Origin of the sequence: Arthrobacter sp. 1088, assembly GCF_031455315.1 — a bacterium.
Lineage (GTDB): Bacteria > Actinomycetota > Actinomycetes > Actinomycetales > Micrococcaceae > Arthrobacter.
This window is the reverse complement of sequence record NZ_JAVDSM010000003.1, coordinates 77,077-102,156: the sequence shown is the minus strand read 5'-3', so window position 1 is coordinate 102,156 and position 25,080 is coordinate 77,077. Positions and strand designations below refer to the sequence as shown.

Annotated in this window: 25 protein-coding genes and 2 riboswitches; of the genes, 11 read left to right on the top strand and 14 right to left on the bottom strand. The window is 62.4% G+C overall.

From position 1 onward, the window contains the following. Nucleotides 1-18: 18 nt before the first annotated feature. The 5 genes from J2Y41_RS05455 to J2Y41_RS05435 all read right to left on the bottom strand — a co-directional run bounded on the left by J2Y41_RS05455 (nt 19) and on the right by J2Y41_RS05435 (nt 4,701). On the bottom strand, nt 19-519 hold the full coding sequence (locus J2Y41_RS05455) for an HNH endonuclease (protein WP_216926047.1): 501 nt from the start codon (nt 517-519) through the stop codon (nt 19-21). A gap of 327 nt (nt 520-846) precedes the next feature. After that, nucleotides 847-1,599, bottom strand: coding sequence for an NlpC/P60 family protein (locus tag J2Y41_RS05450; RefSeq protein WP_224093696.1), 753 nt, complete (start codon nt 1,597-1,599; stop codon nt 847-849). A gap of 98 nt (nt 1,600-1,697) precedes the next feature. Then, nucleotides 1,698-2,426 (bottom strand): C40 family peptidase, encoded by a 729-nt coding sequence (locus tag J2Y41_RS05445; RefSeq protein WP_263422282.1) that lies wholly within the window; start codon nt 2,424-2,426, stop codon nt 1,698-1,700. A gap of 4 nt (nt 2,427-2,430) precedes the next feature. Further along, nucleotides 2,431-2,615, bottom strand: a riboswitch (cyclic di-AMP (ydaO/yuaA leader). 124 nt (nt 2,616-2,739) lie between these two features. Beyond that, entirely contained in the window at nt 2,740-3,570 is an 831-nt protein-coding gene (locus tag J2Y41_RS05440) for a M23 family metallopeptidase (protein WP_224093692.1), read from the bottom strand. A gap of 4 nt (nt 3,571-3,574) precedes the next feature. Next, nucleotides 3,575-3,816: riboswitch (cyclic di-AMP (ydaO/yuaA leader) on the bottom strand. Nucleotides 3,817-4,005: 189 nt separating this feature from the next. Next, nucleotides 4,006-4,701: a metal-dependent transcriptional regulator gene (locus J2Y41_RS05435; protein WP_309926915.1), complete on the bottom strand. Its 696-nt coding sequence runs from the start codon at nt 4,699-4,701 to the stop codon at nt 4,006-4,008. A 304-nt stretch (nt 4,702-5,005) separates the two neighbouring features. Between J2Y41_RS05435 and serC the strand changes: the two genes are divergently transcribed. Beyond that, complete coding sequence (serC, locus tag J2Y41_RS05430) at nt 5,006-6,136, top strand: phosphoserine transaminase (RefSeq protein ID WP_224093690.1); 1,131 nt, start codon at nt 5,006-5,008, stop codon at nt 6,134-6,136. Between the two features lie 83 nt (nt 6,137-6,219). Here the strand turns inward: serC and J2Y41_RS05425 are convergent, their stop codons facing one another. Further along, the gene (locus J2Y41_RS05425) at nt 6,220-6,858 is read right to left on the bottom strand and encodes a DUF3027 domain-containing protein (RefSeq protein WP_309926911.1); all 639 of its coding nucleotides are present in this window, start codon (nt 6,856-6,858) and stop codon (nt 6,220-6,222) included. Nucleotides 6,859-6,866: 8 nt separating this feature from the next. Continuing rightward, nucleotides 6,867-7,250 (bottom strand): cold-shock protein, encoded by a 384-nt coding sequence (locus J2Y41_RS05420; protein WP_216926040.1) that lies wholly within the window; start codon nt 7,248-7,250, stop codon nt 6,867-6,869. 256 nt (nt 7,251-7,506) lie between these two features. On the opposite strand from J2Y41_RS05420, the gene J2Y41_RS05415 reads away from it, so the two are divergent. The 5 genes from J2Y41_RS05415 to J2Y41_RS05395 all read left to right on the top strand — a co-directional run bounded on the left by J2Y41_RS05415 (nt 7,507) and on the right by J2Y41_RS05395 (nt 14,772). After that, nucleotides 7,507-7,722, top strand: a complete 216-nt coding sequence (locus J2Y41_RS05415; RefSeq protein ID WP_224093684.1) for a hypothetical protein — start codon at nt 7,507-7,509, stop codon at nt 7,720-7,722. Nucleotides 7,723-7,809: 87 nt separating this feature from the next. Beyond that, nucleotides 7,810-10,281 carry a helicase-associated domain-containing protein gene (locus tag J2Y41_RS05410; protein WP_309926907.1) on the top strand — a complete coding sequence of 824 codons (2,472 nt, stop codon included), beginning with the start codon at nt 7,810-7,812 and terminating at the stop codon, nt 10,279-10,281. Between the two features lie 10 nt (nt 10,282-10,291). After that, nucleotides 10,292-11,950: a DNA repair helicase XPB gene (locus J2Y41_RS05405; RefSeq protein ID WP_224093677.1), complete on the top strand. Its 1,659-nt coding sequence runs from the start codon at nt 10,292-10,294 to the stop codon at nt 11,948-11,950. Between the two features lie 185 nt (nt 11,951-12,135). Next, nucleotides 12,136-12,609 carry a hypothetical protein gene (locus J2Y41_RS05400; RefSeq protein WP_224166558.1) on the top strand — a complete coding sequence of 158 codons (474 nt, stop codon included), beginning with the start codon at nt 12,136-12,138 and terminating at the stop codon, nt 12,607-12,609. Nucleotides 12,610-12,621: 12 nt separating this feature from the next. Beyond that, nucleotides 12,622-14,772, top strand: a complete 2,151-nt coding sequence (locus J2Y41_RS05395; protein ID WP_309926904.1) for a multicopper oxidase family protein — start codon at nt 12,622-12,624, stop codon at nt 14,770-14,772. A gap of 40 nt (nt 14,773-14,812) precedes the next feature. On the opposite strand, the gene J2Y41_RS05390 is transcribed toward J2Y41_RS05395, so the two are convergent. Together J2Y41_RS05390 and J2Y41_RS05385 are read right to left on the bottom strand one after the other, a co-directional pair. Then, the gene (locus J2Y41_RS05390) at nt 14,813-15,037 is read right to left on the bottom strand and encodes a hypothetical protein (RefSeq protein ID WP_309926901.1); all 225 of its coding nucleotides are present in this window, start codon (nt 15,035-15,037) and stop codon (nt 14,813-14,815) included. Nucleotides 15,038-15,120: 83 nt separating this feature from the next. Then, nucleotides 15,121-16,026, bottom strand: coding sequence for a LysR family transcriptional regulator ArgP (locus J2Y41_RS05385; protein ID WP_309926899.1), 906 nt, complete (start codon nt 16,024-16,026; stop codon nt 15,121-15,123). A 68-nt stretch (nt 16,027-16,094) separates the two neighbouring features. On the opposite strand from J2Y41_RS05385, the gene J2Y41_RS05380 reads away from it, so the two are divergent. The 4 genes from J2Y41_RS05380 (at nt 16,095) to J2Y41_RS05365 (ending at nt 19,418) form a co-directional block, all read left to right on the top strand. Next, nucleotides 16,095-16,730 (top strand): LysE family transporter, encoded by a 636-nt coding sequence (locus J2Y41_RS05380; protein WP_309926897.1) that lies wholly within the window; start codon nt 16,095-16,097, stop codon nt 16,728-16,730. 67 nt (nt 16,731-16,797) lie between these two features. Then, nucleotides 16,798-17,508 (top strand): response regulator transcription factor, encoded by a 711-nt coding sequence (locus J2Y41_RS05375; protein ID WP_026543233.1) that lies wholly within the window; start codon nt 16,798-16,800, stop codon nt 17,506-17,508. 2 nt (nt 17,509-17,510) lie between these two features. Continuing rightward, the gene (locus J2Y41_RS05370; protein ID WP_309926894.1) at nt 17,511-18,956 is read left to right on the top strand and encodes a HAMP domain-containing sensor histidine kinase; all 1,446 of its coding nucleotides are present in this window, start codon (nt 17,511-17,513) and stop codon (nt 18,954-18,956) included. Nucleotides 18,957-19,127: 171 nt separating this feature from the next. Next, on the top strand, nt 19,128-19,418 hold the full coding sequence (locus tag J2Y41_RS05365; protein ID WP_224093660.1) for a WXG100 family type VII secretion target: 291 nt from the start codon (nt 19,128-19,130) through the stop codon (nt 19,416-19,418). A 157-nt stretch (nt 19,419-19,575) separates the two neighbouring features. Here the strand turns inward: J2Y41_RS05365 and J2Y41_RS05360 are convergent, their stop codons facing one another. The 5 genes from J2Y41_RS05360 to J2Y41_RS05340 all read right to left on the bottom strand — a co-directional run bounded on the left by J2Y41_RS05360 (nt 19,576) and on the right by J2Y41_RS05340 (nt 24,153). Beyond that, complete coding sequence (locus J2Y41_RS05360) at nt 19,576-20,619, bottom strand: ribonuclease HI family protein (protein WP_309926889.1); 1,044 nt, start codon at nt 20,617-20,619, stop codon at nt 19,576-19,578. Nucleotides 20,620-20,816: 197 nt separating this feature from the next. After that, complete coding sequence (groL, locus tag J2Y41_RS05355) at nt 20,817-22,442, bottom strand: chaperonin GroEL (RefSeq protein WP_224093650.1); 1,626 nt, start codon at nt 22,440-22,442, stop codon at nt 20,817-20,819. A gap of 313 nt (nt 22,443-22,755) precedes the next feature. Then, complete coding sequence (locus J2Y41_RS05350) at nt 22,756-22,959, bottom strand: cold-shock protein (protein ID WP_216926027.1); 204 nt, start codon at nt 22,957-22,959, stop codon at nt 22,756-22,758. Nucleotides 22,960-23,148: 189 nt separating this feature from the next. After that, a complete protein-coding gene (locus tag J2Y41_RS05345) occupies nt 23,149-23,769 on the bottom strand; it encodes a LytR C-terminal domain-containing protein (protein WP_224093649.1) in 621 nt (206 codons plus the stop codon). A 48-nt stretch (nt 23,770-23,817) separates the two neighbouring features. Further along, the gene (locus J2Y41_RS05340) at nt 23,818-24,153 is read right to left on the bottom strand and encodes a DUF3263 domain-containing protein (RefSeq protein ID WP_396133470.1); all 336 of its coding nucleotides are present in this window, start codon (nt 24,151-24,153) and stop codon (nt 23,818-23,820) included. A gap of 108 nt (nt 24,154-24,261) precedes the next feature. Between J2Y41_RS05340 and J2Y41_RS05335 the strand changes: the two genes are divergently transcribed. Beyond that, a complete protein-coding gene (locus J2Y41_RS05335) occupies nt 24,262-25,029 on the top strand; it encodes a uracil-DNA glycosylase (RefSeq protein ID WP_224166551.1) in 768 nt (255 codons plus the stop codon). The last annotated feature ends 51 nt before the right edge of the window (nt 25,030-25,080 follow it).

The window sequence follows — 25,080 nt, the reverse complement described above, 5'->3', positions numbered from 1 at the left end:
GAGGGCAACAGAAATCGATCAGGCGGCGGATTCCGGCAACAGGAACGGGTCCCAGTCCGGCGCAGGTTTCTCGAGTTCTTTGATCTGCCACATGGTTCCTGTGGGCACGCCGGGTTTGAAACGAAGTTTCCAACCCATCTCGGCGAGCGTGTGGTCACTCTTGGCGTTGTTGCATTTCAAACACGCCGCAACCAGGTTTTCCCAGGAATCCGCGCCGCCCCTGGATTTGGGGTGGACGTGGTCTATGGTGTGGGCTGTTTTCCCGCAGTAGGCGCAGCGATGGCCGTCGCGGCGGAGTACCCCGCGGCGGCTCACGGCGGTGATCCTGTTGTACCGGGGCCGGATGTAGCGATTAAGAAGGATCACGGATGGTCGTCCGAGAATCTCCTGTGGCCCGACGACAGGCTCGTCGCCTTCGGCCACTACGCTAGCTTTTCCAGTCAGCACAAGGACCAGCGCCCGGCGGAAGGTTACTACCGCCAGCGGTTCATATCCAGCATTCAGAACGAGTGTGCGCATGCACGTACCTCTTCACGGCCGCACCCGTCAGGGGCACGAGGGCCGGCTGCCCTCTGCTTGTACGGGCTGTGGATCGACAACACAAGGGTAAGCACTTGTATGCCGTATCAACGAATTTTTCTGTCGTTTCGGCTGTGGTGTTGGCGAAAATTCATGCGCGGGACACCTTGCAGAGGACGCGCACATTCCCTGAGGCCACGGAATCGGACTTGCGCCCCCCCGGATTTGGGTGTCGGCAGCCCGCTTCTCTGGCTGCCACGAAAACCGGTGATTAAAGCAGAACACCCCGCCGACCTGAGCCTGCGGGGTGTTCCGTGAAGTAAGTGATCAGCCGTTGACGCGGATGAAAACGGGGCCGGAGCCAACGTTCACGCTGAACAGTGCCGTGGTGGATCCGTTCCATCCACCGTGGACTGCCATGCCGTTGCCGACGTAAACAGCGATGTGTGCCATTCCGCCATAGCCGCCGTTGGCGTAGTAAGCGAGATCGCCAGGCTGGGCTTCAGCTGCACTGACCGTGCGGCCGAGGGAGAGGTAGCCGGCCGGCCAGTCGTGGAAGTGAATACCGACCGCGGCCAGCGAGTTGGTCACCAGCATGGTGCAGTCCTGTGTGACGCCGAGCTGTGCGTAGGCCGCTGCAGCGATAGCTGCACCGAGGCCGCTGGATGCAGCGGGCGCCTTGGCTGCGGACGCGTCAGCGTTGACCGCCAAAGTTGCGGTGCCACCGGCAGCCGGAGCTTCCTTGGCGGTCGCCTTCTGGACGACGGGAGCCGGGGCTTCCTCAGTCTTGACCACAGGGCGCTCATAGGAGATGGCAACGCTGGAATCAGCAGCAATGGTGGCCTGGGCAACCGACTGCACGTCAAGGGTGGAAGCAGACGTAGATTCCCGCTGAACGTTGGTGTCCGCAGCATTGGCAGCAACTCCGCTGGTCAGGACAAGGCCCGACGCAGCTGCGATCACTGCTGCCTGACGGCCAACGCCACCGGCGTTGTCGCTGACAGCCTTGGCAATGACGGCAAGTGAGCTGGTCTTGGGGGCCTCAGCTCTATGCCGTGCAACCTTGTTTGCACTGGTCATGATTACTCTCTTTTCGTAGCCGCGCACGCTGGGACCGCACGCGGGTTATGGGCTGCCAGCACTTGGGGGGCATGCTGGCTTACCCCGAATGGGATTTCCTAGCGGAGGGTGTAGAACGAGGATGTGCCGGTGGAGGCCACGGAGTGCAGGAGCGTGCCCTGGCTGGGGTTCAAAGCGCTGATCATCATGCCGTTGCCGACGTAGATGCCCACGTGGGCTCCGCCGTTCTGAACGACGAGGTCGCCAGGGGCAGGGGTGCTGGTGGGGGTCATGATCGTCCAGGCATTGACGCGGGGGATGCTGATGCCGGCCTGGGCGTAAACCCACTGGGTAAATCCGGAGCAGTCCCAGCCGTTGGGGGAAGTGCCGCCCCAAACGTAGGGGTGGCCGATGCCGGTGTAGGCAATTGCTGCAAGTCCGGAGGCTGCCGCGCTTGAAGCAGCATCCTTGGCCTTGGAGGACAGGGCACCGAGGGTGCTGTTCGCTTGGTCTTCGGTCGACGTGCGCTGGGAGGCCCGCTGAACCTTGGGAGCTTCCTTGGTGACCACAACGGGGCTTTCGAAGGAAACCGTTGCGGTGGGCTCCGCGGTAACAACTGCGGTGGCGACCAACTGCTGGGTGCTGGAAGATTCCGACTTCGAAACGTCGGTGTCAGCGGCCTGGGCCGGGAGTCCAACACTGAGAACGAGCCCCGAGGCTGCGGCCAGAACGGCGGCTTGGCGGCCTACGGTGCCTGCATTGGTTGAGACAGCCTTGGAAAGGGTGTTCAACGGGTTCGTGCGAACCAATTCGGCGCGATGGCGCGCAGGGGTAGTGCGTGATGACACGAAGGTAGCCTCTCCCAATGCCTGCGAGGTGAGCTGTCGGATTCGGATGGGAGTCATCCGGCCGCGCGGCTTCAAGGAAGCTTCTGCGACTTAACCCCAAGGTCTTCTGACTCGAAGACCAAAATTGGTTCCCCCGCCCCTGCCAGACGATTTTTGCGAACGGACCTCGAGTGGTGGCAGAGCTAGGCAATCCACTCAAGTGCACCGGCCCCCTAAAAAGCCGATGCGCTTTAGACGGTACAACAGATGTTCGTGAATGTCACATTCAGGTCACGGGGCGTGTCATGGATGCGAGAGACAACCATCAAATTGCTCAGAGCCAGCCCATGGGATCTACGACTTCGCCGTTTACCTGGACCTCGAAGTGGAGGTGGCAGCCGGTAGATGCTCCTGTGGTGCCACTCAGCGCGACGGTATCGCCGCGGCTGACAGTCTGCCCCACCTTGACGTTGAAGGACGACAGGTGGTTGTACGTGGTCTCAAGGCCGTTGCCGTGATCAATCACAACGCGATTGCCTCCGCCGTACTCATGCCACCCGGCGAACGTGACCTTGCCTGCAGCGGCGGCGTGGACGGCGGTTCCGCACTGGGCCACGAAGTCCTGGCCACGGTGGAAGTCACCGGTGCCGCCGGTAAGGGGGCTGACGCGGTAGCCAAACGGCGATGCCGTGACCAGCTTGTCCAGAGGACTTCCCAAGGTGCCAAGTGAGGAAGCACGCTGAATGCTCCCCGCTGACTGGGCGCTCAACAGCTGCTTGAGCTTGCCGTCCGGGTCAGCGGCGGTGGCCACTGCGGCACGACTGAAATCGATTTTGGCAGAGGCTGCTGCAGAAACTTCGGGCTGGCTGCCACCGGGCACGGAGAGCGCCGCCTCGGTCTGGCCCGATTCCGACGTGGCCATGACGGGGCTTGTGGCAGGCAGACCTACAGTCAGGGCAAGTCCGGTGGCTGCAAGCGCGACACCGGCCTTCTGCCCTACACCACTGGCTGACGCGAAGTCGGCTACCTGGCGCAACGGGCTCTTACGGCGGCGCACCTGACGCGGGGTGTCGCGTGGCCGGATCTCCATTGCGGCGCGGGCTGGCCGCAGCTCAGCAGTGGGGCCGGACGCACGGCGACGGCCCCTGACGTTCTGCGATGTCAAACTCTGTTCCTCTCTGGAAAGCCTGCGAAGTTAGCTGTCGGATTCGGGTCAGAGAGTTCAAAGACCCGGTCCGCACGAAGCGCAAACGGCACACAGGTATCCCCGGAAGGACTTGCGTTAGTAGGCACTTCTGCTGCGGACTTCACCCCAAGGCTGCTTCTTTAGGCAGCCGCTTGTGGTTCCCCCGCCTCTGCCAGTAGTTGATGACACACCTGATCTGCTGGCAGAGCTCGGCTCCAGATCAGGTAACGCTTTGGTATCGGCGCTAGTAGATAACTATAGGTGATTAAAGCCCGCAGTAATAAATTCGTTATCTTTCCAAAACGACCGTGTTGCGGGTGCTCCATATCATCAGTCGCGGAAAGCCGCAGGTCATACGCGCGCCAACCACCACAAAGTGAGATCCGACACTCCCGTGGTCAGGGCAAGTCAGAGTCAGCTGACGGCGACGAAGACGTGCGCAGCGACCTCGGGAGGCAGCTCCAGTGCTCCTTCAATGCCCGGAACGCGGACGGAGATGTACTCCCCCACCCGTTCCAAGGAGACGGTTGCGCCAGGACGAATTCCGCCTTCATCGAGCTGGGTGAGGAGCTCGGGCTCAACCTGGATGGGTTCAGCAAGCCGGCTGACCACTACACGCGAATCGGCAGCGTACCCGTCCATCGCATGCAGCAGGTTCACGTCCAGGCGGGAAAGAGGCTGGTTGGCGAGGCCGCCAAGGGCTTCCAAGCCCGGAATGGGGTTGCCATATGGTGACTCTGTGGGGTGTTCCAACAACTCATAGAGCCGCCGTTCCACCCGTTCGCTCATGACGTGTTCCCAGCGACATGCTTCGTCATGAACGTACGCCCAGTCCAGGCCAATGACGTCCGCCAGGAGCCTCTCGGCAAGGCGGTGCTTCCGCATGACCTCGGTGGCCCGCTTGCGCCCGACTTCGGTCAGCTCCAGGTGGCGGTCGTTGGACACAATCACCAGGCCGTCACGCTCCATGCGTCCAATGGTCTGGGAAACCGTGGGACCCGAGTGCCGCAGACGCTCCGCGATGCGTGCGCGAAGAGCCACGATGTTCTCTTCTTCAAGCTCCAAAATGGTCCGAAGATACATCTCAGTGGTATCGATCAGATCCGTCATCCAGCTCAGCTCTCCTCGAACGCATTTCTTGCGTAATCTCCACCGTACCGCGTCCCAGCCAAGGTGGACGGTGTGCAACCGACACCTCCGGAACGTCAATCCAAGCCTAGCTTATTTGGAATTACTCTGGATAATTTTTCCCTGGGCCGGAATCCCTGTGGTGGTCCGGCATTCCACGTGGCGGACTATGACACCCGCAGATTCCTGACGGTGGGCCCGGTCAGGCAGAATGAGGGAGTCGAAGGGGCAGCCGATGCCACCTGCCCACCTCCCCCTCTCTAACCGATACCCATTGGAGCCACACGTGAGCGACAACAGCATCACTATTCCCGCCGACCTGCTGCCCAAGGACGGACGCTTCGGCGCGGGACCGTCCAAGGTCCGCCCGGAACAGGTCCAGGCCCTGTCTGCCGCATCGACCACCATTCTTGGCACGTCCCACCGTCAGGCGCCGGTCAAGAACCTGGTGGGTTCGGTCCGCGAAGGACTCAGCCAGTTCTTCCGTGCACCCGAGGGCTACGAGGTTGTCCTCGGCGTCGGCGGTTCCACTGCTTTCTGGGATGTAGCAGCTTTTGGGCTCGTTGAGAAAAAGGCCCAGCACCTTTCCTTCGGTGAATTCGGTTCCAAGTTTGCCGCGGCCACCAACAAAGCCCCCTTCCTGGATGCATCCTCCATCATCACGTCCGAGCCCGGCACGCGGCCGGTCTCCCAGGCGGAGGCCGGGGTTGACGTCTATGCCTGGCCCCAGAACGAGACTTCAACCGGTGTTGCAGCCCCTGTAAAGCGCGTCGAAGGCGCCGACGCCGGTTCGCTCGTCCTGGTGGACGCCACTTCAGCCGCCGGCGGGCTGGACGTCGACGTCGCCGAATCGGATGTCTACTACTTCGCCCCGCAGAAGAACTTCGCCTCCGATGGCGGCCTGTGGCTGGGCCTGTTCTCCCCGGCAGCGTTGGAGCGCGCGGCCCGGATCAAGGCCAGCGACCGCTGGATTCCGGACTTCCTGGACCTGCAGACCGCTATCGACAACTCCAAACTGAACCAGACGTACAACACACCTTCACTGTCCACGCTGGTGACTTTGGATGCGCAGGTGCAGTGGCTCAACAGCAATGGTGGACTGGACTTCGCCAGCAAGCGCACGGCAGACTCTGCCAGCCGCATTTACTCCTGGGCCGAGGCGTCCGAGTACGCAACACCGTTCGTCGCGAAGGCTGAGGACCGCTCCAACGTCATCGCCACGATCGACTTCGATGACTCCATCGACGCCGCGGCAATCGCCAAGATCCTGCGGGCCAACGGCGTCGTGGACACCGAGCCGTACCGCAAGCTTGGACGAAACCAGCTTCGCATTGCCACGTTCGTCGCTATCGAACCGGACGACATCTCGGCCCTGCTCGCCAGCATCGACTACGTCGTGGGCGAACTCAAGAAATAAACTGAAGAAGTAACTGTCGCGGAATTCCGCGCAAGGGCAGGAAACGGCGTCGTCAGGGTTCTTCCCGGACGGCGCCGCTGCCGTTAATCGCCAAGGCGGGCGACGTCGTCGTCATCGTCGTCGTTATCCACCACGTCAGGATCGGCGGCTTCGGCGGCAGCGTCTTCCTCGGCCTGCACGGCTTCCTCGGACACTTCCTCCACCGTCTCCTCCACCAAGGGTGTCTCGTCTTCCGGGCGGACACGCTTTGCCCACGGGACCCATTCCGGGGCAAGGATGGAATCCTCGGAGGGCAGGAGCCCCAGCTCGCTGACTGTGACGATCTTCGACCGGGAATTGCGCGTGATCACGGCATACCACTGCCACCCGCCGTATCCGGCAAGCTTGGACTCGAACAAGTGCGTGACCACGCGGTCGCCCTCGGACTTTGCGCCTACGTGGGCACCTACCTCGCCCGGGTTCGCGATAGTCTCCACCGCTTCCCGCGCGACGTCGACGGCGGCGGCCAGGAACGCATCCGGCTTGCCAGTGCGCCACACGGGGATGCCTGCCCGCGGCTTCGCTGCGACCGGCTTCCGCGCAGGGGTGTCGCTGTTTTCAGGGGCTTGCCCGTTGACAGGATTCCCCCCGGTGACAGGGACGTCGGCGGCAGAAGTGACGGCCACAGGGCTGGCCTGTGCGTCCCTTCCGGCCTGTGTATCCTGTGCGGATTCGGAAGTCATGGCGGTTCCTAGGCTTCCAGCTCGTCGGCAACCTTGCGCAGAGCCATACCGATGGCCTTGGCCTTGTTGCCTTCGGGGTACTTGCCGGAAGACAAAGTTCCGGACAGGTTATCCAGCACGGTCACGAGGTCCTGCACCAACGGCGCCAGGTCCTTGGCGTTCATCCGCTTGGCCTTGGCGATGGAGGGCGTCTTGTCCAGGACCCGAAGGCCCAATGCCTGGGCACCGCGACGGCCATCTGCCACGCCAAATTCCACACGCGTACCGGCTTTGAGCTCGGTTACGCCTGCGGGCAGTGACGTCTTGGGCAGGAATACCTCCTGGCCGTCCTCAGCCGCGAGGAATCCGAAGCCTTTTTCCTTGTCATACCACTTGACCTTGCCGGTGGGCACGTAATCAACCTTCTTCGTTCTTGCTGTGGAGACACGTCGTGCCGCCACCGCATCCGCAGGGATTTGCGGGATCGAGGGAGACAGCACGGTCCGTGTTGGTCTGTTACTTCAAGGTTATCCTGCCGGACCACCTATTCATGCTTTGCCGCCGCTTTGCGGCGCCTTTGCTTCACGCGGTGCGGCGCCTTTGCTTCACGCTTGCGGCGCCTTTGCCCATGGGCCTGGTCCGTGTGGCCCTGCTGCTAGCGTTAGGCGCATGACTTCCCCGGGTTACCGCCGCCCCCTCATGATCGTTGCCGCCATGATCGCCGTCCTGTCCTTGGCCGCAGTGGGCGCTGTCATGGCCATTGCCTTTAACAGTGGAGTTGCGCCGGTGTGGATCACGTCCACCGCCCTCTATGGGCTGCCGGTTGCCTTCATGCTTGCAGTGGTCCTGGTGTTGGACGCCATCCGTCAACGGCGCCGGCAGTAGCGAATGAAGCACCGTCAATAGCAAATCAACCGGGGCAGCTTTGCCCTGGCCACGCACGAGCGGCCCGGTGGCGGTAACGTTGGATTGATGTCCCTCATTCGCGCGCTCAGCAAGGAACTGGAAGCGCGCAGCGACAATTCGCTGCGGGCCTTGTTTGCCGCGCGACCCGACCTGATTTCTCCCATGGCCCCGGACTTCGCTGCCTTGGCAGCCCGGGCAAGTGCGCGGGTCAGCGTGCAACGGGCGTTGGAGCGGCTGACGAAGCCCGAAATGCAGGTTTTGGAAACGCTCCATCTGTGCACGAATGCCGATACCGGGCACAGTGTTTCCGCTGCCGGGCTCAAGAAGGTCATTGCCGGTTCCACTCTGTCTGCACTGGAACCGATTCTCGCAAAGCTTCAGGAGTTGGCGCTGATCCACCGGGCCGATCCTCCTGCGGCAGCAAACTCACAACCGAGTTCCCGGCAACGGTTCTACCTTCCAGTTGGAAGCCTGAAGGACGTGATCGGCATCTATCCGGCCGGCCTGGGCCGAAGCTACACAGAGCTGGTCAGGTTGCAGCCGGCTTTCGCCCAACGCGTGGTCCAGCTCGTAGCCGAGCTCCATCAGTGCGGCCTGGACATCCACCCCGCCAGCACGCCAATGGACGCGGCCTTGTCCCTGCAACGCTGGACGTCAAGTGCAGAGAATGTGCGCGCAATTCTGGCCACTGCGCCCGAAAGGACCGTCGGCTTACTGGACAAGTTCGGCAGTTGGGCCATGGGCGCGGTCCCCCAAGCTCAACGGCGGGCCTCCGTAACCCACGAAAGCCCCGACGTCGGGCCTGTTGACTGGCTGCTGGCCCGCGGCCTGTTGGTTCCATTGGACGCCGGCCACGTCGAATTGCCGCACAGTGTCGGCATAGCACTGCGCGGTGGTGCGATCATTGACGACTTCACCCTGACCCCTCCGGTTCCGGAACTGGGCCACACGAGTGCTGCCCTCCGACGCAACGCCGCGATGGGCGCCATCGCCGAGACACTACGGCTCACCAGCGAGGTGCTGTTCGCGGTTCGTGAGCAGCCATTGGCAACCCTCCGGAGCGGCGGCGTAGGCGTGCGTGAGCTGCGGCGACTCGCAGAATCCATCCGGTGCGGCGTCCACGAAACTGCCCTCCTGCTGGAGTTCTGCGCGCTGGCCGGCCTTCTGCGGCTGGACGTTGACAGTTCCACGTGGATCCAGCCGCCGTCGTTGGAATGGCTTTCCCTGCCGCGACAGGAACAGTGGCTCTGGCTGGTGAACGCCTGGTTGGCCAGCGAGCGGGCACCTTCGATGGTGGGCCAGCCCCTCCCGGGGTCGACGTCCGGTTCGCCATCCCATCCAGGTTCCGCCGGCAGCACCATCAATGCATTGTCCGCCGAGGCTCAAAGGCCCGACGCTCCAGTGGTCCGGCGCAGGATCCTGGAGATCCTCAATGAACTGACCGCTGAGGCGGCCGCTCCGGATGGCAAAGCGCCTGTCCTTGACGCGCGCGCGGTGCTGCAACGCGCGGAATGGACGCAGCCCCGCATGTCCCGCCGGTTCAGCTCCCTGGTGAGGGGGATCCTGGAAGAAGCCACTTTGTTGGGCTTGATGGGCTCCGGGGCCTTCACACAGTTGGGGTCTGCCATCGCGCTCGGCCATCCGGAGGAGGCAATGACCCTCCTCGGTGAACACCTGCCAGCCGCGGTCAACCACATCCTCCTGCAGGCGGACCTCACAGCCGTGGCACCCGGTTATCTCGCGCCCGAACTCAGCGAAACGCTGCTGCTCATGGCCGACGCCGAGGGCCAGGGCCCGGCGTCGATCTACCGTTTTTCCACGGCAACCATCCGCAGGGCCCTCGACGCCGGGCAGGATGCGGAATCGCTGTTGACGTTCCTCCGGGAGCATTCAGCCACGGACGTACCGCAACCGCTCGAGTACCTGGTGCAGGACACAGCATCCCGACACGGACGTTTGCGGATCGGTTCCAGTGCCAGCTTCATCCAAAGCGACGACGAATCCGCCATCACTGACCTGTTGCAGGAGGCCCGCACGTCTGCACTGAGCCTGGTTCGGATCGCCCCCACCGTCCTGACGTCCTCTGCCAGCCCCAAGGAGACTGCACGTGTGCTGCGCGAGCTGGGACTTTCGCCTGCCGTCCAGGACGCGGAACCCGCCGTCGTGCGCTTTAAGCGGACAGCGGCAGTGCCGGGCAGTGCGCGTCCGGTCTATACGGCACCGCGGACGGCCCCACCGGACGACGACGTCGAAGCCCAGCTTTCGGTCTTGCGGCAGCACCGTGGCGTCCCGGCTGATGCGACAGGCGAAGCCTCCACACAGCTCGGCCTGGAAACGCTGCAGAAGGCCATCCGCCTCAAACAGGCGGTCACCATGAACGTGGTGGACAGCCTGGGAAATGCGAACATCGAAACCGTGGTCCCTGTCTCCGTCTCCGGTGGCCGCGTCCGGGTCTTCGATCCCGGCAAGGAAACTGAGCGTGTACTGTCCATCCACCGGATCATCGATGTAGAACCAGCAGGAGAGCTGCGCAAGTGAGGATGCAAGAGTGACCGACGGTCCACTGATCGTACAAAGCGACAAAACCATTCTGTTGGAAGTCGACCACGAGCTCGCCACGGAAGCCAGGCACGCCATTGCGGCATTTGCTGAACTGGAGCGCGCTCCTGAGCACATGCACAGCTACCGGCTGACGCCTCTTGGGCTGTGGAACGCCCGGGCCGCCGGACTCGACGCCGAGCAGGTGTTGGATACGCTGCTGAAGTACTCCCGCTTCCCGGTCCCGCATGCATTGTTGATCGATATCGAAGAGACCATGTCCCGCTATGGCAGGCTTCGCCTCGAAAAGGATCCACAGCATGGTTTGGTGATGCGCACTGACGACTACCCCGTACTGGAGGAAGTCATCCGCGCCAAGAAGATCTCCCCGCTCCTTGGGCCCAGGATCGATGGCGAGACTGTGGTGGTTCATTCCTCGCAGCGAGGCCAGCTCAAGCAGTTGCTCCTCAAGTTGGGATGGCCGGCCGAAGACCTTGCCGGATACGTCAACGGGCAGCCGCACCTGATCATGCTCGATGAAACAGGCTGGCAGTTGCGCCCTTACCAAAAGTTGGCCACGGAGAACTTCTGGGCCGGCGGCAGCGGCGTCGTCGTTCTTCCTTGTGGTGCGGGAAAGACCCTGGTGGGCGCGGCGGCCATGGCGACGTCCTCCACTACAACGCTGATCCTGGTCACCAACACGGTTTCGGCACGCCAGTGGAAGGACGAGCTGCTCAAGCGGACGTCCTTGACCGAAGATGAGATCGGCGAATATTCCGGTGCGGTCAAGGAAGTCAGGCCCGTCACCATCGCCACCTACCAGGTACTCACTACCAAGCGCGGTGGACTTTACCCACACCTTGAACTCGTGGACGGTCATGACTGGGGCCTGATCATTTATGACGAGGTGCACTTGTTGCCCGCCCCGATCTTCCGGATGACGGCGGACCTGCAGGCCCGGCGAAGGCTCGGACTGACGGCCACACTGGTGCGCGAGGATGGCAGGGAGGGCGAAGTTTTCAGCCTGATTGGGCCCAAGCGCTACGACGCTCCATGGAAGGACATCGAAGCGCAGGGCTACATCGCACCGGCGGATTGCGTTGAAGTCCGCGTCGATTTACCCCGCGACGAGCGGGTGGCCTACGCCATGGCCGATGACGCCGACAAATACCGGCTGTGCGCAACCTCCGAGACAAAGACCCGACTGGTGGAGCAGCTCGTGGCGGCGCACAAGGGCGAGCAACTGCTGGTCATCGGCCAGTACATAGACCAACTGGACGAGATCGCCGAGCGGCTGGATGCTCCCTTGATCAAGGGGGAAACCAGCGTCAAAGCCCGGCAGAAACTCTTTGATGCCTTCCGTAAAGGCGAGATCCAGACTCTCGTGGTGTCCAAAGTGGCCAACTTCTCCATCGACCTCCCGGAGGCTTCAGTCGCCATCCAGGTTTCGGGTTCATTCGGGTCCCGGCAGGAGGAGGCGCAACGACTGGGCCGCCTGCTCAGGCCCAAGCAAGACGGCCGTTCGGCCCGTTTCTACTCCCTTGTGGCCCGCGACACCTTGGACCAGGACTTCGCGGCCAAGCGCCAGCGGTTCCTGGCTGAACAGGGGTATGCCTACCGGATCATGGACGCCAAGGATGTGGGTAAAGACGCTCCCGCAGAGGAATAATCGCCGGGCCATTGCTATTTATCTCCAGCAATTTTAGGATTCCAAGTGAAGCTCTCCGCCCTTAGGGTTGCCCTTGGTCCAGGCAGCCTGGCGGCCAGTCGTCGGTAACGGGGGAATCCCGCAGCCAGGGTGCCGGCGATTCGAAGGCCTTGAAGAATCTGTGATTTTTTACCAGAGGACTCCTTATGCGTAAAACCCTCCTGGTCCTGTCGGCGATCATCCTGCTATCAGGCCTTGCCCAGCTCTTTTTCGCCGGCTACTTCCATTTCCAAAACACTATTGAAGCCCAGCGCGAAGCGGGCGTTTATCACGTCATGAACGGCCAATATGTGCTGCGTTATTCGGCATTGCTGGCTGTGATCGTTGCAGCCATTGCCAAGGCGGGATCCCGGACCATCTGGCTGGCCGCCGGAATCTTCCTAATGACATGGGTGCAACTGTTTATCTTTATTATCGGCGGCATGCTCACTGGCTCGTCGGAGGATTTCATCACGCCCTCCGGCTCGTGGGTGGCTTCCATCCACCCCATCACGGGGCTGCTGATCATCTTCATGTCCTACTGGTTGTTCAGGCGTGCCCGCGCCCTTGCACTTAATCCCCAACCCCTTCCACCCAAGGCAGCAGCCTCGGATGCTTCCGCCTCTTCCGCTACGGCGTGATGAGCGGCGGCTGTGAATATTTCACAGCTACTGGCCGTCGATTTGGTGCTGGCCATCCTCGCCGCCGGCGCCTGGATGGCCGCCGCCTGGATGGCCATTTCTTCAACAGCTGACAGGAGGCCAGCCAAGCCACGCGGTGTCGACTTGGCGCTTCTTCTGCTGGGCCTGGCCGTCGTTGCCACTGCGGCGCGCTATGCCTTGCTCCCCGCTTTGGTGGCGGGCAGCTGGTGGTTTGCCAGCGAACGCACAACCATCAGCCTGCCTTTGACCGCCATCCCCGCGGCTTGGGCCGCGATGGCCGGTGTTCCGTACTTGCTGAGGAGGCGGAACACCGGCCCACCACGTTCGGGCAAGCTACCCGGACGCGCTGGCCGAACCCAGGAATGGGCTGTCCTCGCCATGGTGTCCGCCGCGGCTTCGGCAATAGCCTCACTTGCGCTGACCTTCGTCCTCGGCCCCTTCCCCACCCCGTGGACGCTGGTGGTTCTCCTGTTCCTGGTTGCAGGAACCGTGATGCTGGCCAGGCTCGCGCTGTTCCCTCGCTTCCCTCGCCCGCCCGCTCCTGCCGCTCCCGCCGCTCCTGCCGCTCCGCCCGGCGGCACCGTTTCACCCGGCCGGGGCCGCATGGTTCGGAGGCGCACGACGGCGGCTGCTGCAGTCGCCGGACTCATGGCCTGCACCGCTTTGGGCTCGGGAGTCTTTGCCTGGTTGGGTAGCCGTTCCGCTGATGGCGCGGTGATTGCAGCCGCAATCGGTCATCACCGAGGTGTCACCACTGCACCAGTGGTGGCCCCAACTCCGGTGACCAGCCTGGTGGGCGACCTCCCTGACAATGCCGTGGTCCGGCACTACGAACTCACTGCCCGCACCGAACACATAACCCTGCCCTCCGGGGAGTCTACCGATGCATGGACCTTTGGCAGCCTCCCGGGCCCTGGCATCGAAGCCCAACTGGGCGAGGTCATGGAAGTTGAGCTGAGGAACCAGGACGTGGGCGCTGGCGTAACTCTGCACTGGCACGGCTACGACGTCCCCAATGCCATGGACGGCGTGGCTGGGGCCACACAGGACGCCGTCATGCCCGGGCAGTCCATGACCTACCGGTTCCTTGCGGCGCAGGCCGGCACGTATTGGTACCACACGCACCAAGATTCAGCCGAAGGTGTCCGCAAGGGTCTCTACGGCACATTCGTCGTGCACAGCCCCACACTGCCTCGCGCGGATACCGACATTGTGGTGGCAGGACACGACCTCGACGGTCTGGGGTTGCTGGGCTCCTCAGACCGTAGCAGTGTGCATGCGGCCGTCCCCGGCTCGAGCGTTCGCGTGCGCCTCATCAACACTGATTCCCTGCCGCAGCGCTACCTTCTGGATGGAACGGCGTTCAAGGTTGCAGCCGTGGACGGAACGGAGGTGAACCAGCCTCAGGAGGTCAAGGGGAAGCTATTGCGGCTGGGAGCCGGGGGAAGGATGGACGTCACGTTCACGATGCCCGAATCCGAGGTGACGCTCCGCTCTGACTCGGCGGCCAGCGCCGTCGTCGTGGTTGCTCCATCCAGCCCTGACGCCGCAATGAAAGAAGCCGACATCCCGGTGAAGGCGGTTGGCGTCCCTGAGAAGGCGATTGGCATCCCTGAGAAGGCGGAGCCGGGCATCTTTGCGACGACGCCCGTCCTGGATCTGCTGCACTACGGTGAACCTGTGGCCGGCACACCGGCACACGCAGAAAATGTCCGGGAGGAAGTGCTGGTCTTGGATCGCCAGTTCCGCTTTGTTGACGGAATTCCTCGCTACGCGTTTACGGTGAACGGCGCAGCCTATCCCCTGGTGCCATCCATTGAAGTGGCCGAAGGGGACACCGTAAAAGTGACGATGGTCAACCGCACCGCGGAGCCGCACCCCATGCATCCCCACGGACACCACGTTCAAGTACTCAGCAGGAACGGCGTGGCCCCAAGTGGATCGCCGCTGATCCTTGACACCGTGGACGTGTTGCCGGGCGACGTATGGGAGCTGCTGCTGCACGCGGACAATCCGGGCATCTGGATGGATCACTGCCACAACCTGGACCATGCTGCAGAGGGAATGATGATGCTGCTGAAGTACGAAGGCGTGTCATCCGACTTCGTACACGGTGGCCATTCCCACAACCGGCCTGAATAGGACAGCTGGCGGGATAGGACAGCTGGTGTCGCGTTCGTCCTCAGGCCACCATGCGGCTGGCTTGCGGGATGGCAACGTGATCCACTACTGCCCAGCAGTCGGCGTCATGGAGCTGTGCGCTGGCGAAGCGCTCGGCCGATGCCAGGTCCGGAAATTCCTCGCGCCTGATGTGGCCCGAGTCTGTATCCAGGTACGTCACGTGGAACTCGACGTCCGCGGCTTTTTCATTGTGATGAATGCTGATGGGGGCTGCTTCTTTTGCCATGCTTCCAGTGTGGAATGGGGCACTGACATTTTTAGGAGCATCCGTGGGCGTGTTCAGATCTTAAGCCTTGGGGACGTCCCGGACTAGGGCGTTCGAAGGTACTCGGCGGAGACTTCGCGCACTATGGAGCTGACGACGTCGAGCACTTTTGATGCCGTCTTCCAGCGCTGCCAGTAGAGCGGAACATCAAAGGGGCGCGCGGGAGCGAGTTCAATCAAGCGCCCGTCGGCAATGTCCGGCCCGCATTGAACCTCCGGAATCAATCCCCAGCCCAAGCCCAGGCGAATGGCATCGCCAAAGTCCTGTGAAGCCGGCACGTAGTGTCGCGGCCCCTTCTGTTGTGCCTTTGAAGCACCCGGCCACGATTCCACGAAAGCCCACTGATAGGTGTCCTTTCGGTCGAAATCCACGACCGGTGCTGTATTGAGCCGGCCTCCGTCCACCCCGTCCGCAAACCAGCGGTCCACAAAGACCGGAGCTGCCACTGCCCGGTAACGCATGACTCCGAGGCTCTCCACCCGGCAGCCCTGCACCGGGTCCGGAGTGGCTGTGACCGCAGCCATGACGGTCCCCGAACGCAGCATCGAGGTGGAGTGTTGTTCGTCGTCGCGGTGCAGGTCAAAGGTGATGTTGAGATCGCCGGGCACACGGGCAAGTGCTTGCAGGAACCAGACCGCAAGCGAGTCCGCATTCACCACGATCGGCACAGCCAGCTGCGGACCGTCCGCGCCCAAACCCAACTCGACGCCTGCATCTGCCTCCAGCTGGGCTACTTGGCGGGCAAGGCGAAGCACCACTTCGCCCGCTTCCGTGGCCTGCGCGGGATTGCTCCGCTGGAGCAGGACCCTTCCGGACGATTGCTCAAGCGCCTTCAAACGTTGGGACACGGCCGACGGCGTGATGTGCAGCCGGCGCGCTGCCGCATCCAGTGTGCCTTCCGAAAGTACGGTGGCGAACGTCAACAACTGCTCAGAAGGAAACTGTGGCATAAGAAGATCTTATGCCACGTGAAAAACATTAGCTGGTCTAAGTTTCGTTCGCCCCATAGTTTTCAAGGGTGACTTTCTCTGACTTCTTCAACTCGGCAGGCCTCGGCCTTGCGACCGGTCTTGGCCTCATCGTTGCTATCGGTGCCCAAAATGCCTTCGTGCTGCGACAAGGAATCCTTGGCAAACACGTAGGTGCGGTCGTCGCAGTATGCGCACTCTCAGACGCCCTTCTTATCGCCGCCGGCGTGCTTGGTACAGGCGCACTGATCGCGGCCGCTCCTGCCGCCGTCGTGATCTTGCGCTTTGTCGGCGCGGCATTCCTGGTGGCTTACGGGGTTCTTGCTGCGCGTCGCGCCCTTCGCCCACAGGCGCTCGATTCTTCCGATACGCCGTCCACCGATGGCGACACCAAACGTGGCCTCGCCGCTGTACTCACCACCGTACTGGCGCTGACGTGGCTAAACCCGCATGTCTACCTGGACATCGCGCTTATTGGTTCGCTGGCCAGCGCCCAAGGCAGTTCTTTGCAATGGTGGTTCGGAGCCGGGGCGATGCTGGGAAGCGTCCTCTGGTTCTGCTCCCTGGGCTTCGGTGCCAGATTCCTGCGCGGCTTCTTCGCGCGGCCCAGGTCCTGGCGGATCCTGGACGGCGGGATCGCTGTGACCATGGGAGCCCTCGGCGCAGGACTCGCCCTCGGAGTCTAAGCGGCGCGCAGTCTTCTCACATCAAGCATCCAGATAACTCACAGAAACTGGGAGCATCATGGGTGTCATGAAAAAGAACGGCCCCGAAGCCAAGCTCCTTGTCGTCGACGACGAACCCAACATCCGCGAGCTTCTCTCCACGTCCCTGCGGTTTGCAGGTTTCGAGGTCGTTGCCGCATCCAATGGGCGCGAAGCCCTGGCCGCCGCCGACCTCCACGCCCCCGACCTCGCGGTCCTGGACGTCATGCTGCCCGACATGGACGGCTTCACAGTGACGCGTCGGCTCCGTGCCGCAGGCAAACACTTCCCGGTCCTGTTCCTCACGGCGAAGGACGACACCGAGGACAAGGTAACGGGCCTGACTGTGGGCGGGGACGACTACGTCACCAAACCCTTCAGCCTTGACGAAGTAGTGGCCCGCATCCGCGCCGTACTGCGCCGGACCCAGCCCCTTGAGGATGACGACGCCGTGATCCGCGTGGACGATCTCGAACTCGACGACGACGCCCACGAGGTCCGGCGCGGCGGCACGGTCATTGAGCTGTCCCCCACCGAGTTCAAGCTCCTGCGCTACCTCATGCTGAACCCCAACCGCGTTCTCTCCAAGGCACAGATCCTGGACCACGTTTGGGAATACGACTTCAATGGCGACGCCTCGATCGTTGAGTCGTACATCTCCTACCTGCGCCGCAAGGTGGACATCGACCCCGATGCCGCAGCCCTCATCCAGACCAAGCGCGGAGTGGGCTACGTGCTGCGAACGGCAGAGAAGCGCTGACCTTGCTGCAACGCTGGAAAGCGGCGTCCCTGAGGTCGCAGCTCGTCGCCATCATCATGGGACTGCTCCTCCTCGCGCTGGCCGCGACGGGCGCCGGCACGCTGACGCTCGTCAAGAGCTACCTGCAAGGCCAGGTTGATGACAAACTCAAGGCCGCCGTCGCACTGGCCCAGGACCAGCAGTCATTCGACAAGCTGTCCGAGCCGAACCCTGCCGTCCCCACGGACTACTCGCTGACCCTGTATGTTCCGGGGCTTTCGCCGTATCCCTTTGGCGGCATGCAAAGCGACCGTCCGGCGATCGCGAACATCACTCCTGCCGAGGCCAAAGCGCGCGGCAATGCCCCGTTCCAAGTGAGTGGCACCGCCGGCAGCAACTGGCGTGTCGTCGCCGTGGGCGTCGTGGCCAACGGGCAGAACGGCGTGGTCATTATCGGCCTGCCGTTGACGCCCGTGGACAAAGTCATGGAACACGCCGTACTGGTGGTGGTTGGTGTTGGCCTGCTGACCCTGGTTCTGGCGTTCTTCATCGCTACATGGACTGTGGCACGATCCTTCAGGCCCCTGGCCCGGGTGGAGAAGACAGCCGCAGCCATCGCCGCAGGCGACCTCTCACGACGCGTGGAAATCGACAACCCCCATACAGAGGTGGGCCGCCTCGGCGCTTCGCTGAACGCAATGTTGGCCCACATTGAGGCCTCCTTTGCGGCGCGCGCCGCTTCTGAAGCCCGGATGCGCCGCTTCGCTGCGGATGCTTCCCATGAGCTCCGGACACCCTTGGTCACCATTCGCGGTTTCTCTGAGCTTTACCGCCACGGCGCGCTGGCGACTCCCGAAGACGTCGCCACCGCCATGGGCAGAATCGAAAGCGAAGCCAAGAGGATGGGTTCCATGGTGGAAGACCTGCTCCTCCTGGCCCGGCTGGACGAGCAGCGGCCGTTGCAGCTCAAGCCTGTGGACCTTCAGTTGTTGGCGCACGACGCCGTGGTGGATACCAAGGCCTCATCCGGCAACCGGAACATCACGCTCATCGGTCTCGACGGATCGTCCCCCACCCCGGCCCCGGTCCACGGCGATGAGGCCAAGCTCCGGCAGGTAATCGGCAACCTGGTGGGCAACGCCCTGCGCTACACGCCAGAGGGTACCCCAATAGAACTCGCCGTTGGTGTACGGAGCAGTCCTGAGGGCACGCTTTCGGTCATCGAAATACGGGATCACGGGGCTGGCATTCCGGAGGCTGAGACCAACAAGATCTTTGAACGCTTCTACCGTGCCGATACCTCCCGCACCCGCGAGACCGGCGGCAGTGGCCTTGGACTGGCCATTGTTGCTGCCATCGTTGGCTCGCATGGGGGCAGCGTCCGGGTAAAAGAGACCGACGGCGGCGGCGCAACTTTGGTGGTCAGCCTCCCGTTCCGCGAGGAGCCCGCGGAGCTGATATCGCAATAACGCGCGTGTCCCCCGCATTGGCATTACCTGTATGACGGCTCATCAACGGAGCGGTTATCCACATAGCGACGAATGATTGTTCCCCGCCCCCCAAGCGGCTGCCTAGGCTCGATGTTGTGGCCACGCACACCGCCGCGAGCAGCGGAACATCATCGTCGAAAGGCATCACCCATGAGCGTCATTTCCGTCGACACAGAGCTCCTTCAGCTCAAGTCGTCCAACGTCAAAGCAACCGTTGACCGCATCAGCACGGACGTGCAAGCCATGAAACTAGGACTGGACGAGCTCCAAGCCACGTGGAAAGGCTCCGCGGCAACCAACTTCCAATCGCTTGTCCTTGAATGGTCCCTGACGCAAAACAAAGTCGAGGCTTCACTGGCTTCCATCAACATGGCTTTGGCGTCGGCAGCCGCAAGCTACCTCGAAGTCGAGCAGGGCAACACGCAGCGGTTCGCCTACTAGGGTCTCCACGATCAAGCTACATTCGCGGTCCAGCTAGCTATAAGCTCCTGCGGGGCCGGCTGTCTTCCCCCTGTGCAGCCGCCCCGCAGGTCATTAAAACTCGTTGCTGCCTGAGCTGTACTTCCCCAGCTGTGCTTCCTGTTTGCTTCCGGTTGGGTCAGTTTTCGGGGGTTCCTTGGTGGAATCGGAGCCGCCACTGGCCTCGGTCCAGGAGCCAAACGGAACTGCGGAGGGCCGAACCTGAGTGCGCGAAACTGCGGTAGTTCAGCAGGATCGTGTTCTCACTCAAGCGATCGGCGCTAAGAACTTCCAGTTCAATCGGTTCGCCGGGGTCCTCCTCGAGGGCGACCATCATGGCGTCCCGGGTCCAGAAGCGACCGGAGCTGCCAATCTCGGCAAAGTCGGGATGAAGCAATACTCCAATCCTGCCGATGTCAGTCCTCACATCGGGGCGCAGGAGTTCGCGCTCCAGGGCAACCACGACTTCCTCCGCGGGCAATTCCCGCGCGGACGCATCCTCGTCCAGTTCACTGAAAAGATCCGGCTGGCCGAAGATACCCGACTCCCCAAACAGGGTGGGTTCCGAGTGGGATTGGAATCCGCGCCCGGCTCTGGCCGGCGGAACTGGAGTGGTCGTGGGAACGGCCCCTGCTGTGCGTACGGATCCGGCTGTAGGAACGGCCCCGGTGCCGGCGGCCGCTGCGGCAGGAACAGGTTCGGCCAAGACTTGGTGTGAGCCCGTAAACCCCGGTCCGATAGGAGCTGCCGTGCCCTGCTGGAAGGCGGTGGCTACGGCGCGTGCGCGCTCGTCTGCTGCCTCGTTGAGGTCATGTCCGGCGTGACCCTTGACCCATTCAAACGTGTATTTGCGCCCGACGATTGCTTGGTCGATGTCCTTGAGGAGGTCAACGTTCAGCACGGGCTTTCCGTCAGCCTTCCGCCAGCCCTTCCGCTTCCACCCGGGCATCCACTTGGTGATGCAGTTGATGACGTACTGGCTGTCGCAAAGGATCAGCAGTTCTTCCTGCGGTATGTGGGCCGTGGAACGGAACAGGTCCAGGACAGCCATGAGCTCGCCCATGTTGTTGGTGCCGTGTGGCCAACCTCCGGCGCGCCAACAGGAATCGTCAACGTACCAGGCCCAACCGGCCGGCCCGGGATTGCCGAGGGCAGAGCCATCGGCGGCAGCAATAATCGTCATGCCTTCAATCCTGCCAGACCGCACAGACACTGAAAGCGTGCTAGCACCCAACTCGGTAGCAGCAGATGCCCTTTTGAGCGCTGAAAAGGGCATCTGCTGCTACCTACTTGGGCGCGGACGCAAACGACGGCGGCCCCCACCACATGGTGAGGACCGCCGTCGTTTGCTCTAAAGCGTGACGCTACAGCTTAGGAGGCTTAGAAGCCGCCCATGCCGCCCATGTCGTCGCCACCGGCAGCCGGAGCGTTCTTCTCAGGCTTGTCGGCAACTACAGCCTCGGTGGTCAGGAACAGACCAGCGATGGAAGCAGCGTTCTGGAGAGCCGAGCGGGTGACCTTTACGGGGTCGTTGACGCCAGCAGCCAGCAGGTCTTCGTAGACACCCGTGGCAGCGTTCAGGCCGTGGCCGGAAGGCAGGCCGCGAACCTTGTCTGCAACAACGCCCGGCTCGAGGCCGGCGTTGAAGGCGATCTGCTTCAGCGGAGCATCGATGGCAACCTTGACGATGTTGGCACCGGTTGCTTCGTCACCCTGGAGGGTGAGGTTGGCGAATGCCTTGGCGCCAGCCTGGATGAGGGCAACGCCACCACCGGCAACGATGCCTTCTTCAACAGCAGCCTTGGCGTTGCGGACTGCGTCCTCAATGCGGTGCTTGCGTTCCTTGAGCTCAACCTCGGTTGCGGCACCGGCCTTGATGACTGCAACGCCGCCGGCCAGCTTGGCCAGGCGTTCCTGCAGCTTCTCGCGGTCGTAGTCGGAATCGGAGTTCTCGATCTCGGCGCGGATCTGGGCAACACGGCCTGCGATCTGGTCGGCGTCGCCGGCACCTTCAACGATGGTGGTCTCGTCCTTGGTAACAACAACCTTGCGGGCGGTACCGAGGAGATCCAGTCCAGCGTTCTCCAGCTTGAGGCCAACCTCTTCCGAGATGACCTGGCCACCGGTGAGGATGGCGATGTCGGCGAGCTGTGCCTTGCGGCGGTCACCGAAGCCCGGAGCCTTGACGGCAACAGACTTGAAGGTGCCACGGATCTTGTTGACGATCAGGGTGGCCAGGGCCTCGCCCTCGATGTCTTCAGCGATGATCAGCAGCGGCTTGTTGGACTGCATGACCTTCTCCAGGACCGTGACAAGTTCCTTCACGTTGGAGATCTTGGAGTTCACGATCAGGATGTACGGGTCTTCGAGGACCGTTTCCTGGCGCTCAGCGTCGGTGACGAAGTAAGCGGAGATGTAACCCTTGTCGAAGCGCATGCCTTCGGTGAGTTCGAGCTCCAGGCCGAAGGTGTTGGACTCTTCGACCGTGATGACGCCTTCCTTGCCCACCTTGTCCAGGGCCTCGGCAATGAGGCTGCCGATTTCCGGGTCGCCGGCGGAGATGGAAGCCGTAGCTGCGATCTCTTCCTTGGTCTCGATCTCCTTGGCGGAGGCGAGCAGCTCGGTGATGACGGCCTCGACGGCCTTCTCGATGCCGCGCTTCAGGGACAGGGGGTCGGCGCCGGCGGCAACGTTGCGCAGGCCTTCCTTGACCAGTGCCTGGGCGAGAACCGTAGCGGTGGTGGTACCGTCGCCAGCGACGTCATCCGTCTTCTTGGCAACTTCCTTGACCAGCTCAGCACCGATCTTCTCGTAAGGATCGTCCAGCTCGATCTCCTTGGCGATGGAAACACCATCGTTGGTGATCGTGGGGGCGCCCCACTTCTTTTCGAGGACGACGTTGCGTCCACGCGGGCCGAGGGTGACCTTGACGGCGTCGGCGAGGATGTTCAGGCCCCGCTCGAGGCCGCGGCGTGCCTCTTCATCAAATGCAATGATCTTGGCCATAACGGCGGTAGTCCTTTCGGGACAGTCGTTAAGAAGGAACCTGTCAGATAGGGTGCCCGCGACGGACGGTCCTTTGCTTGCGGCCTCTGTATGCCCCGCGCTCCGGACCTCACCCCACCAAGGTGTTTCTTGATCCTCCTGACGTTCCGGGAGCCATCTGCTGCCGGCGTAAACCGGGCCGCAGTTAGCAGTCGAAGCGTAGGAGTGCTAAATCAATAATTAGCACTCGACCGGGGAGAGTGCAAGCAGAAGCGCCACTTTGCGCTATAAACAAAGGGGTTTCAGCCGTTACCTGACGCGACGGCCGAGGGGACTATGCAACGCGGACACTTTCGGCCTGCGGACCCTTCTGGCCTTCGCCTAATTCGAACTCCACCCGCTGGCCTTCCTCAAGAGCGCGGAAGCCTTCCATCTGAATCGCGGACCAGTGCACGAAGACGTCGTCGCCGGAGTCATCCACAGTGATGAATCCATACCCTTTTTCGGCATTGAACCATTTGACGGTTCCCAAAGCCATGATGCCCACACTTTCACAGTAGCCAAGACCGGTTGCCGGGATCTCCGGACCGGAATCAATCCACTGTAACCACAGTCACTCGCCGCGCGCTGCTGCGGAGGGGTCCACCATGACTTTTGTTATTGAGGCTTAACCGAGTTGCCACTTTCGAGGCTGGAACCCCGGGAAAATGCTCGAAGATCGGCGGAACTACTGGTAGCCAGGTCCCACAACAACAACCAGCGGCTGCTGGATTTCAGGAGATTCAACAACGGCGGAAATACCCAGGAGCTTGCCCAGCGCTTCTGCGTTCGCCTTCTGGCCGGGAACGTTGTAGAAGACCACGGAAGACTGTTGCGGCAGGCCTCCCCAGTTCCCCACAGTTCCCAGCGTCCAGCCATCGCCTTGGACCAGCCCTGCGACGCGGCTCGCAAGCCCGGCCGTAGCCGTGCCGTTGTAGACGGCAACTGCAACGGTTTTGTCCACCGGTGCAGCAGAAGGAGTTGCCGAGGCTTCGCCGGAAGGCGTGGTGCCCGGGCTCGGCTCACCGGAAGCGATGGGCGCGTTGCTTGATTCGGTAGGTGCAGCCGAAGGGGAAGTTTCACTCTGCTGGGGCGCCGGCGTCGAAACGCTTGCGGACGCACCGGGGGCAACCAGGCCAAGCCGCGGAAGTATAAGGAAAGCGACGAGTCCCAGCACCAGGGCGACGGCTCCGACGGTCAAGACCGGCCACAAATTGGGGCGGGCTGTCTCTTGGGCGTCACGGTGAACACCCTGCCGGGAGCTGTTCTGTGGGACCCGGTCGAATTCATCCTTGGCAAATTTGGTCATGGTGAAGCCTTGTCCTTGCTGGTTGCTGCTGACTATCAGCCGGGCGATTTACGCGTCGGACCCCAGGCGGCGCGCTGTCCGCGCACGTTGGCGCGACGTACGTAGTCTACGCAATCTCTTCACAAGCATGGGATCGTGGGCCAACGCATCTTCGGTATCGATAAGTGCGTTCAGGATCTGGTAGTAGTGGGTGGCGGAGAGATTGAAGAGCTCACGGATCGCCTGTTCCTTGGCGCCGGCGTACTTCCACCATTGCCGCTCCAAGGCCAACATTTGCTGATCACGGTCACTTAAAGGTGAGTCGCTGCGGGTCTCTGCCGCCAGGTCTTCAAGTGCCAAACCGGTAGACTGCGGCGCCATTGGTTCCGGTGCTGGTTCTGCCACGGCATACTCCTTGACGCTGGTTGGGGGAAAATGTCCTACCCTCATGTTACGGGCGAATAACAACGCTGTCATTCGCACCGCCGATGCCATGGAGGGGACAATGACAGGGTGACTGGCGAGGATGCACTGTTTGACCTGGAACCTGCCGGCGTTGCCGATCCGGGCTTCGACGAGCTTGTTGACCGACCCCTGGAAGAGCTGATGGCCGCGGATTGGGCGGACGCCTTGCGACCCGTGGAAGGCCAACTCCGTGAAGCTTTGGCCTTTGTTGCGGGTCAGGCTGCCCAGGGGATCCAAGTCCTTCCCCCGGCTACCAACCTGCTCCGGGCTTTCTGCCGACCACTGGCCGACGTCAAAGTACTCATCCTTGGCCAGGACCCGTACCCAACCCCGGGACACGCCGTCGGGCTTTCCTTTGCCGTCTCGCGGCATACGCGGCCGATCCCCCGGAGCCTGGCAAATATCTATCGTGAACTCCACGACGACCTTGGGCTCCCGCCGCGCATCCATGGCGACCTCACAGCCTGGACGGACCAAGGGGTCCTGCTGCTGAACCGCGTCCTTAGCGTCGCAGCGGGAAACGCCGGCTCACACCGCGGCAAAGGCTGGGAGGCAATCACGACGGCGGCCGTCAGGGCGGTAGCCCATCGCACCGACGGTGCTGGACGCCGTAGTCCGCTGGTAGCGATTCTGTGGGGGAAGGACGCCGAAGCGGTCATGCCGCTGCTGGATGGCACACCGGCAATCACGTCAGTGCACCCGAGTCCCCTCTCAGCATCCCGTGGTTTCTTTGGTTCCAAGCCCTTCAGCCGCACCAACCAACTGTTGATGGAACAGGGCGCAGAGCCCGTCAATTGGGAACTACCCATCTTGTAACCTTCGACTCATACCCAGGTGGCACCCAATGAATTAGCTTAGGCTTGCCTA

Coding starts and splice junctions, on each gene's coding strand:
- J2Y41_RS05415 (WP_224093684.1), top strand. CDS start 7,507: ATGACTTCCCCGGGTTACCGCCGCCCCCTCATGATCGTTGCCGCCATG.
- groL (WP_224093650.1), bottom strand. CDS start 22,442: ATGGCCAAGATCATTGCATTTGATGAAGAGGCACGCCGCGGCCTCGAG.
- J2Y41_RS05385 (WP_309926899.1), bottom strand. CDS start 16,026: ATGCCACAGTTTCCTTCTGAGCAGTTGTTGACGTTCGCCACCGTACTT.
- J2Y41_RS05425 (WP_309926911.1), bottom strand. CDS start 6,858: ATGACTTCCGAATCCGCACAGGATACACAGGCCGGAAGGGACGCACAG.
- J2Y41_RS05450 (WP_224093696.1), bottom strand. CDS start 1,599: ATGACCAGTGCAAACAAGGTTGCACGGCATAGAGCTGAGGCCCCCAAG.
- J2Y41_RS05455 (WP_216926047.1), bottom strand. CDS start 519: ATGCGCACACTCGTTCTGAATGCTGGATATGAACCGCTGGCGGTAGTA.
- J2Y41_RS05390 (WP_309926901.1), bottom strand. CDS start 15,037: ATGGCAAAAGAAGCAGCCCCCATCAGCATTCATCACAATGAAAAAGCC.
- J2Y41_RS05345 (WP_224093649.1), bottom strand. CDS start 23,769: ATGACCAAATTTGCCAAGGATGAATTCGACCGGGTCCCACAGAACAGC.
- J2Y41_RS05400 (WP_224166558.1), top strand. CDS start 12,136: ATGCGTAAAACCCTCCTGGTCCTGTCGGCGATCATCCTGCTATCAGGC.
- J2Y41_RS05435 (WP_309926915.1), bottom strand. CDS start 4,701: ATGACGGATCTGATCGATACCACTGAGATGTATCTTCGGACCATTTTG.
- J2Y41_RS05375 (WP_026543233.1), top strand. CDS start 16,798: ATGAAAAAGAACGGCCCCGAAGCCAAGCTCCTTGTCGTCGACGACGAA.
- J2Y41_RS05360 (WP_309926889.1), bottom strand. CDS start 20,619: ATGACGATTATTGCTGCCGCCGATGGCTCTGCCCTCGGCAATCCCGGG.
- J2Y41_RS05365 (WP_224093660.1), top strand. CDS start 19,128: ATGAGCGTCATTTCCGTCGACACAGAGCTCCTTCAGCTCAAGTCGTCC.
- J2Y41_RS05410 (WP_309926907.1), top strand. CDS start 7,810: ATGTCCCTCATTCGCGCGCTCAGCAAGGAACTGGAAGCGCGCAGCGAC.
- J2Y41_RS05350 (WP_216926027.1), bottom strand. CDS start 22,959: ATGGCTTTGGGAACCGTCAAATGGTTCAATGCCGAAAAAGGGTATGGA.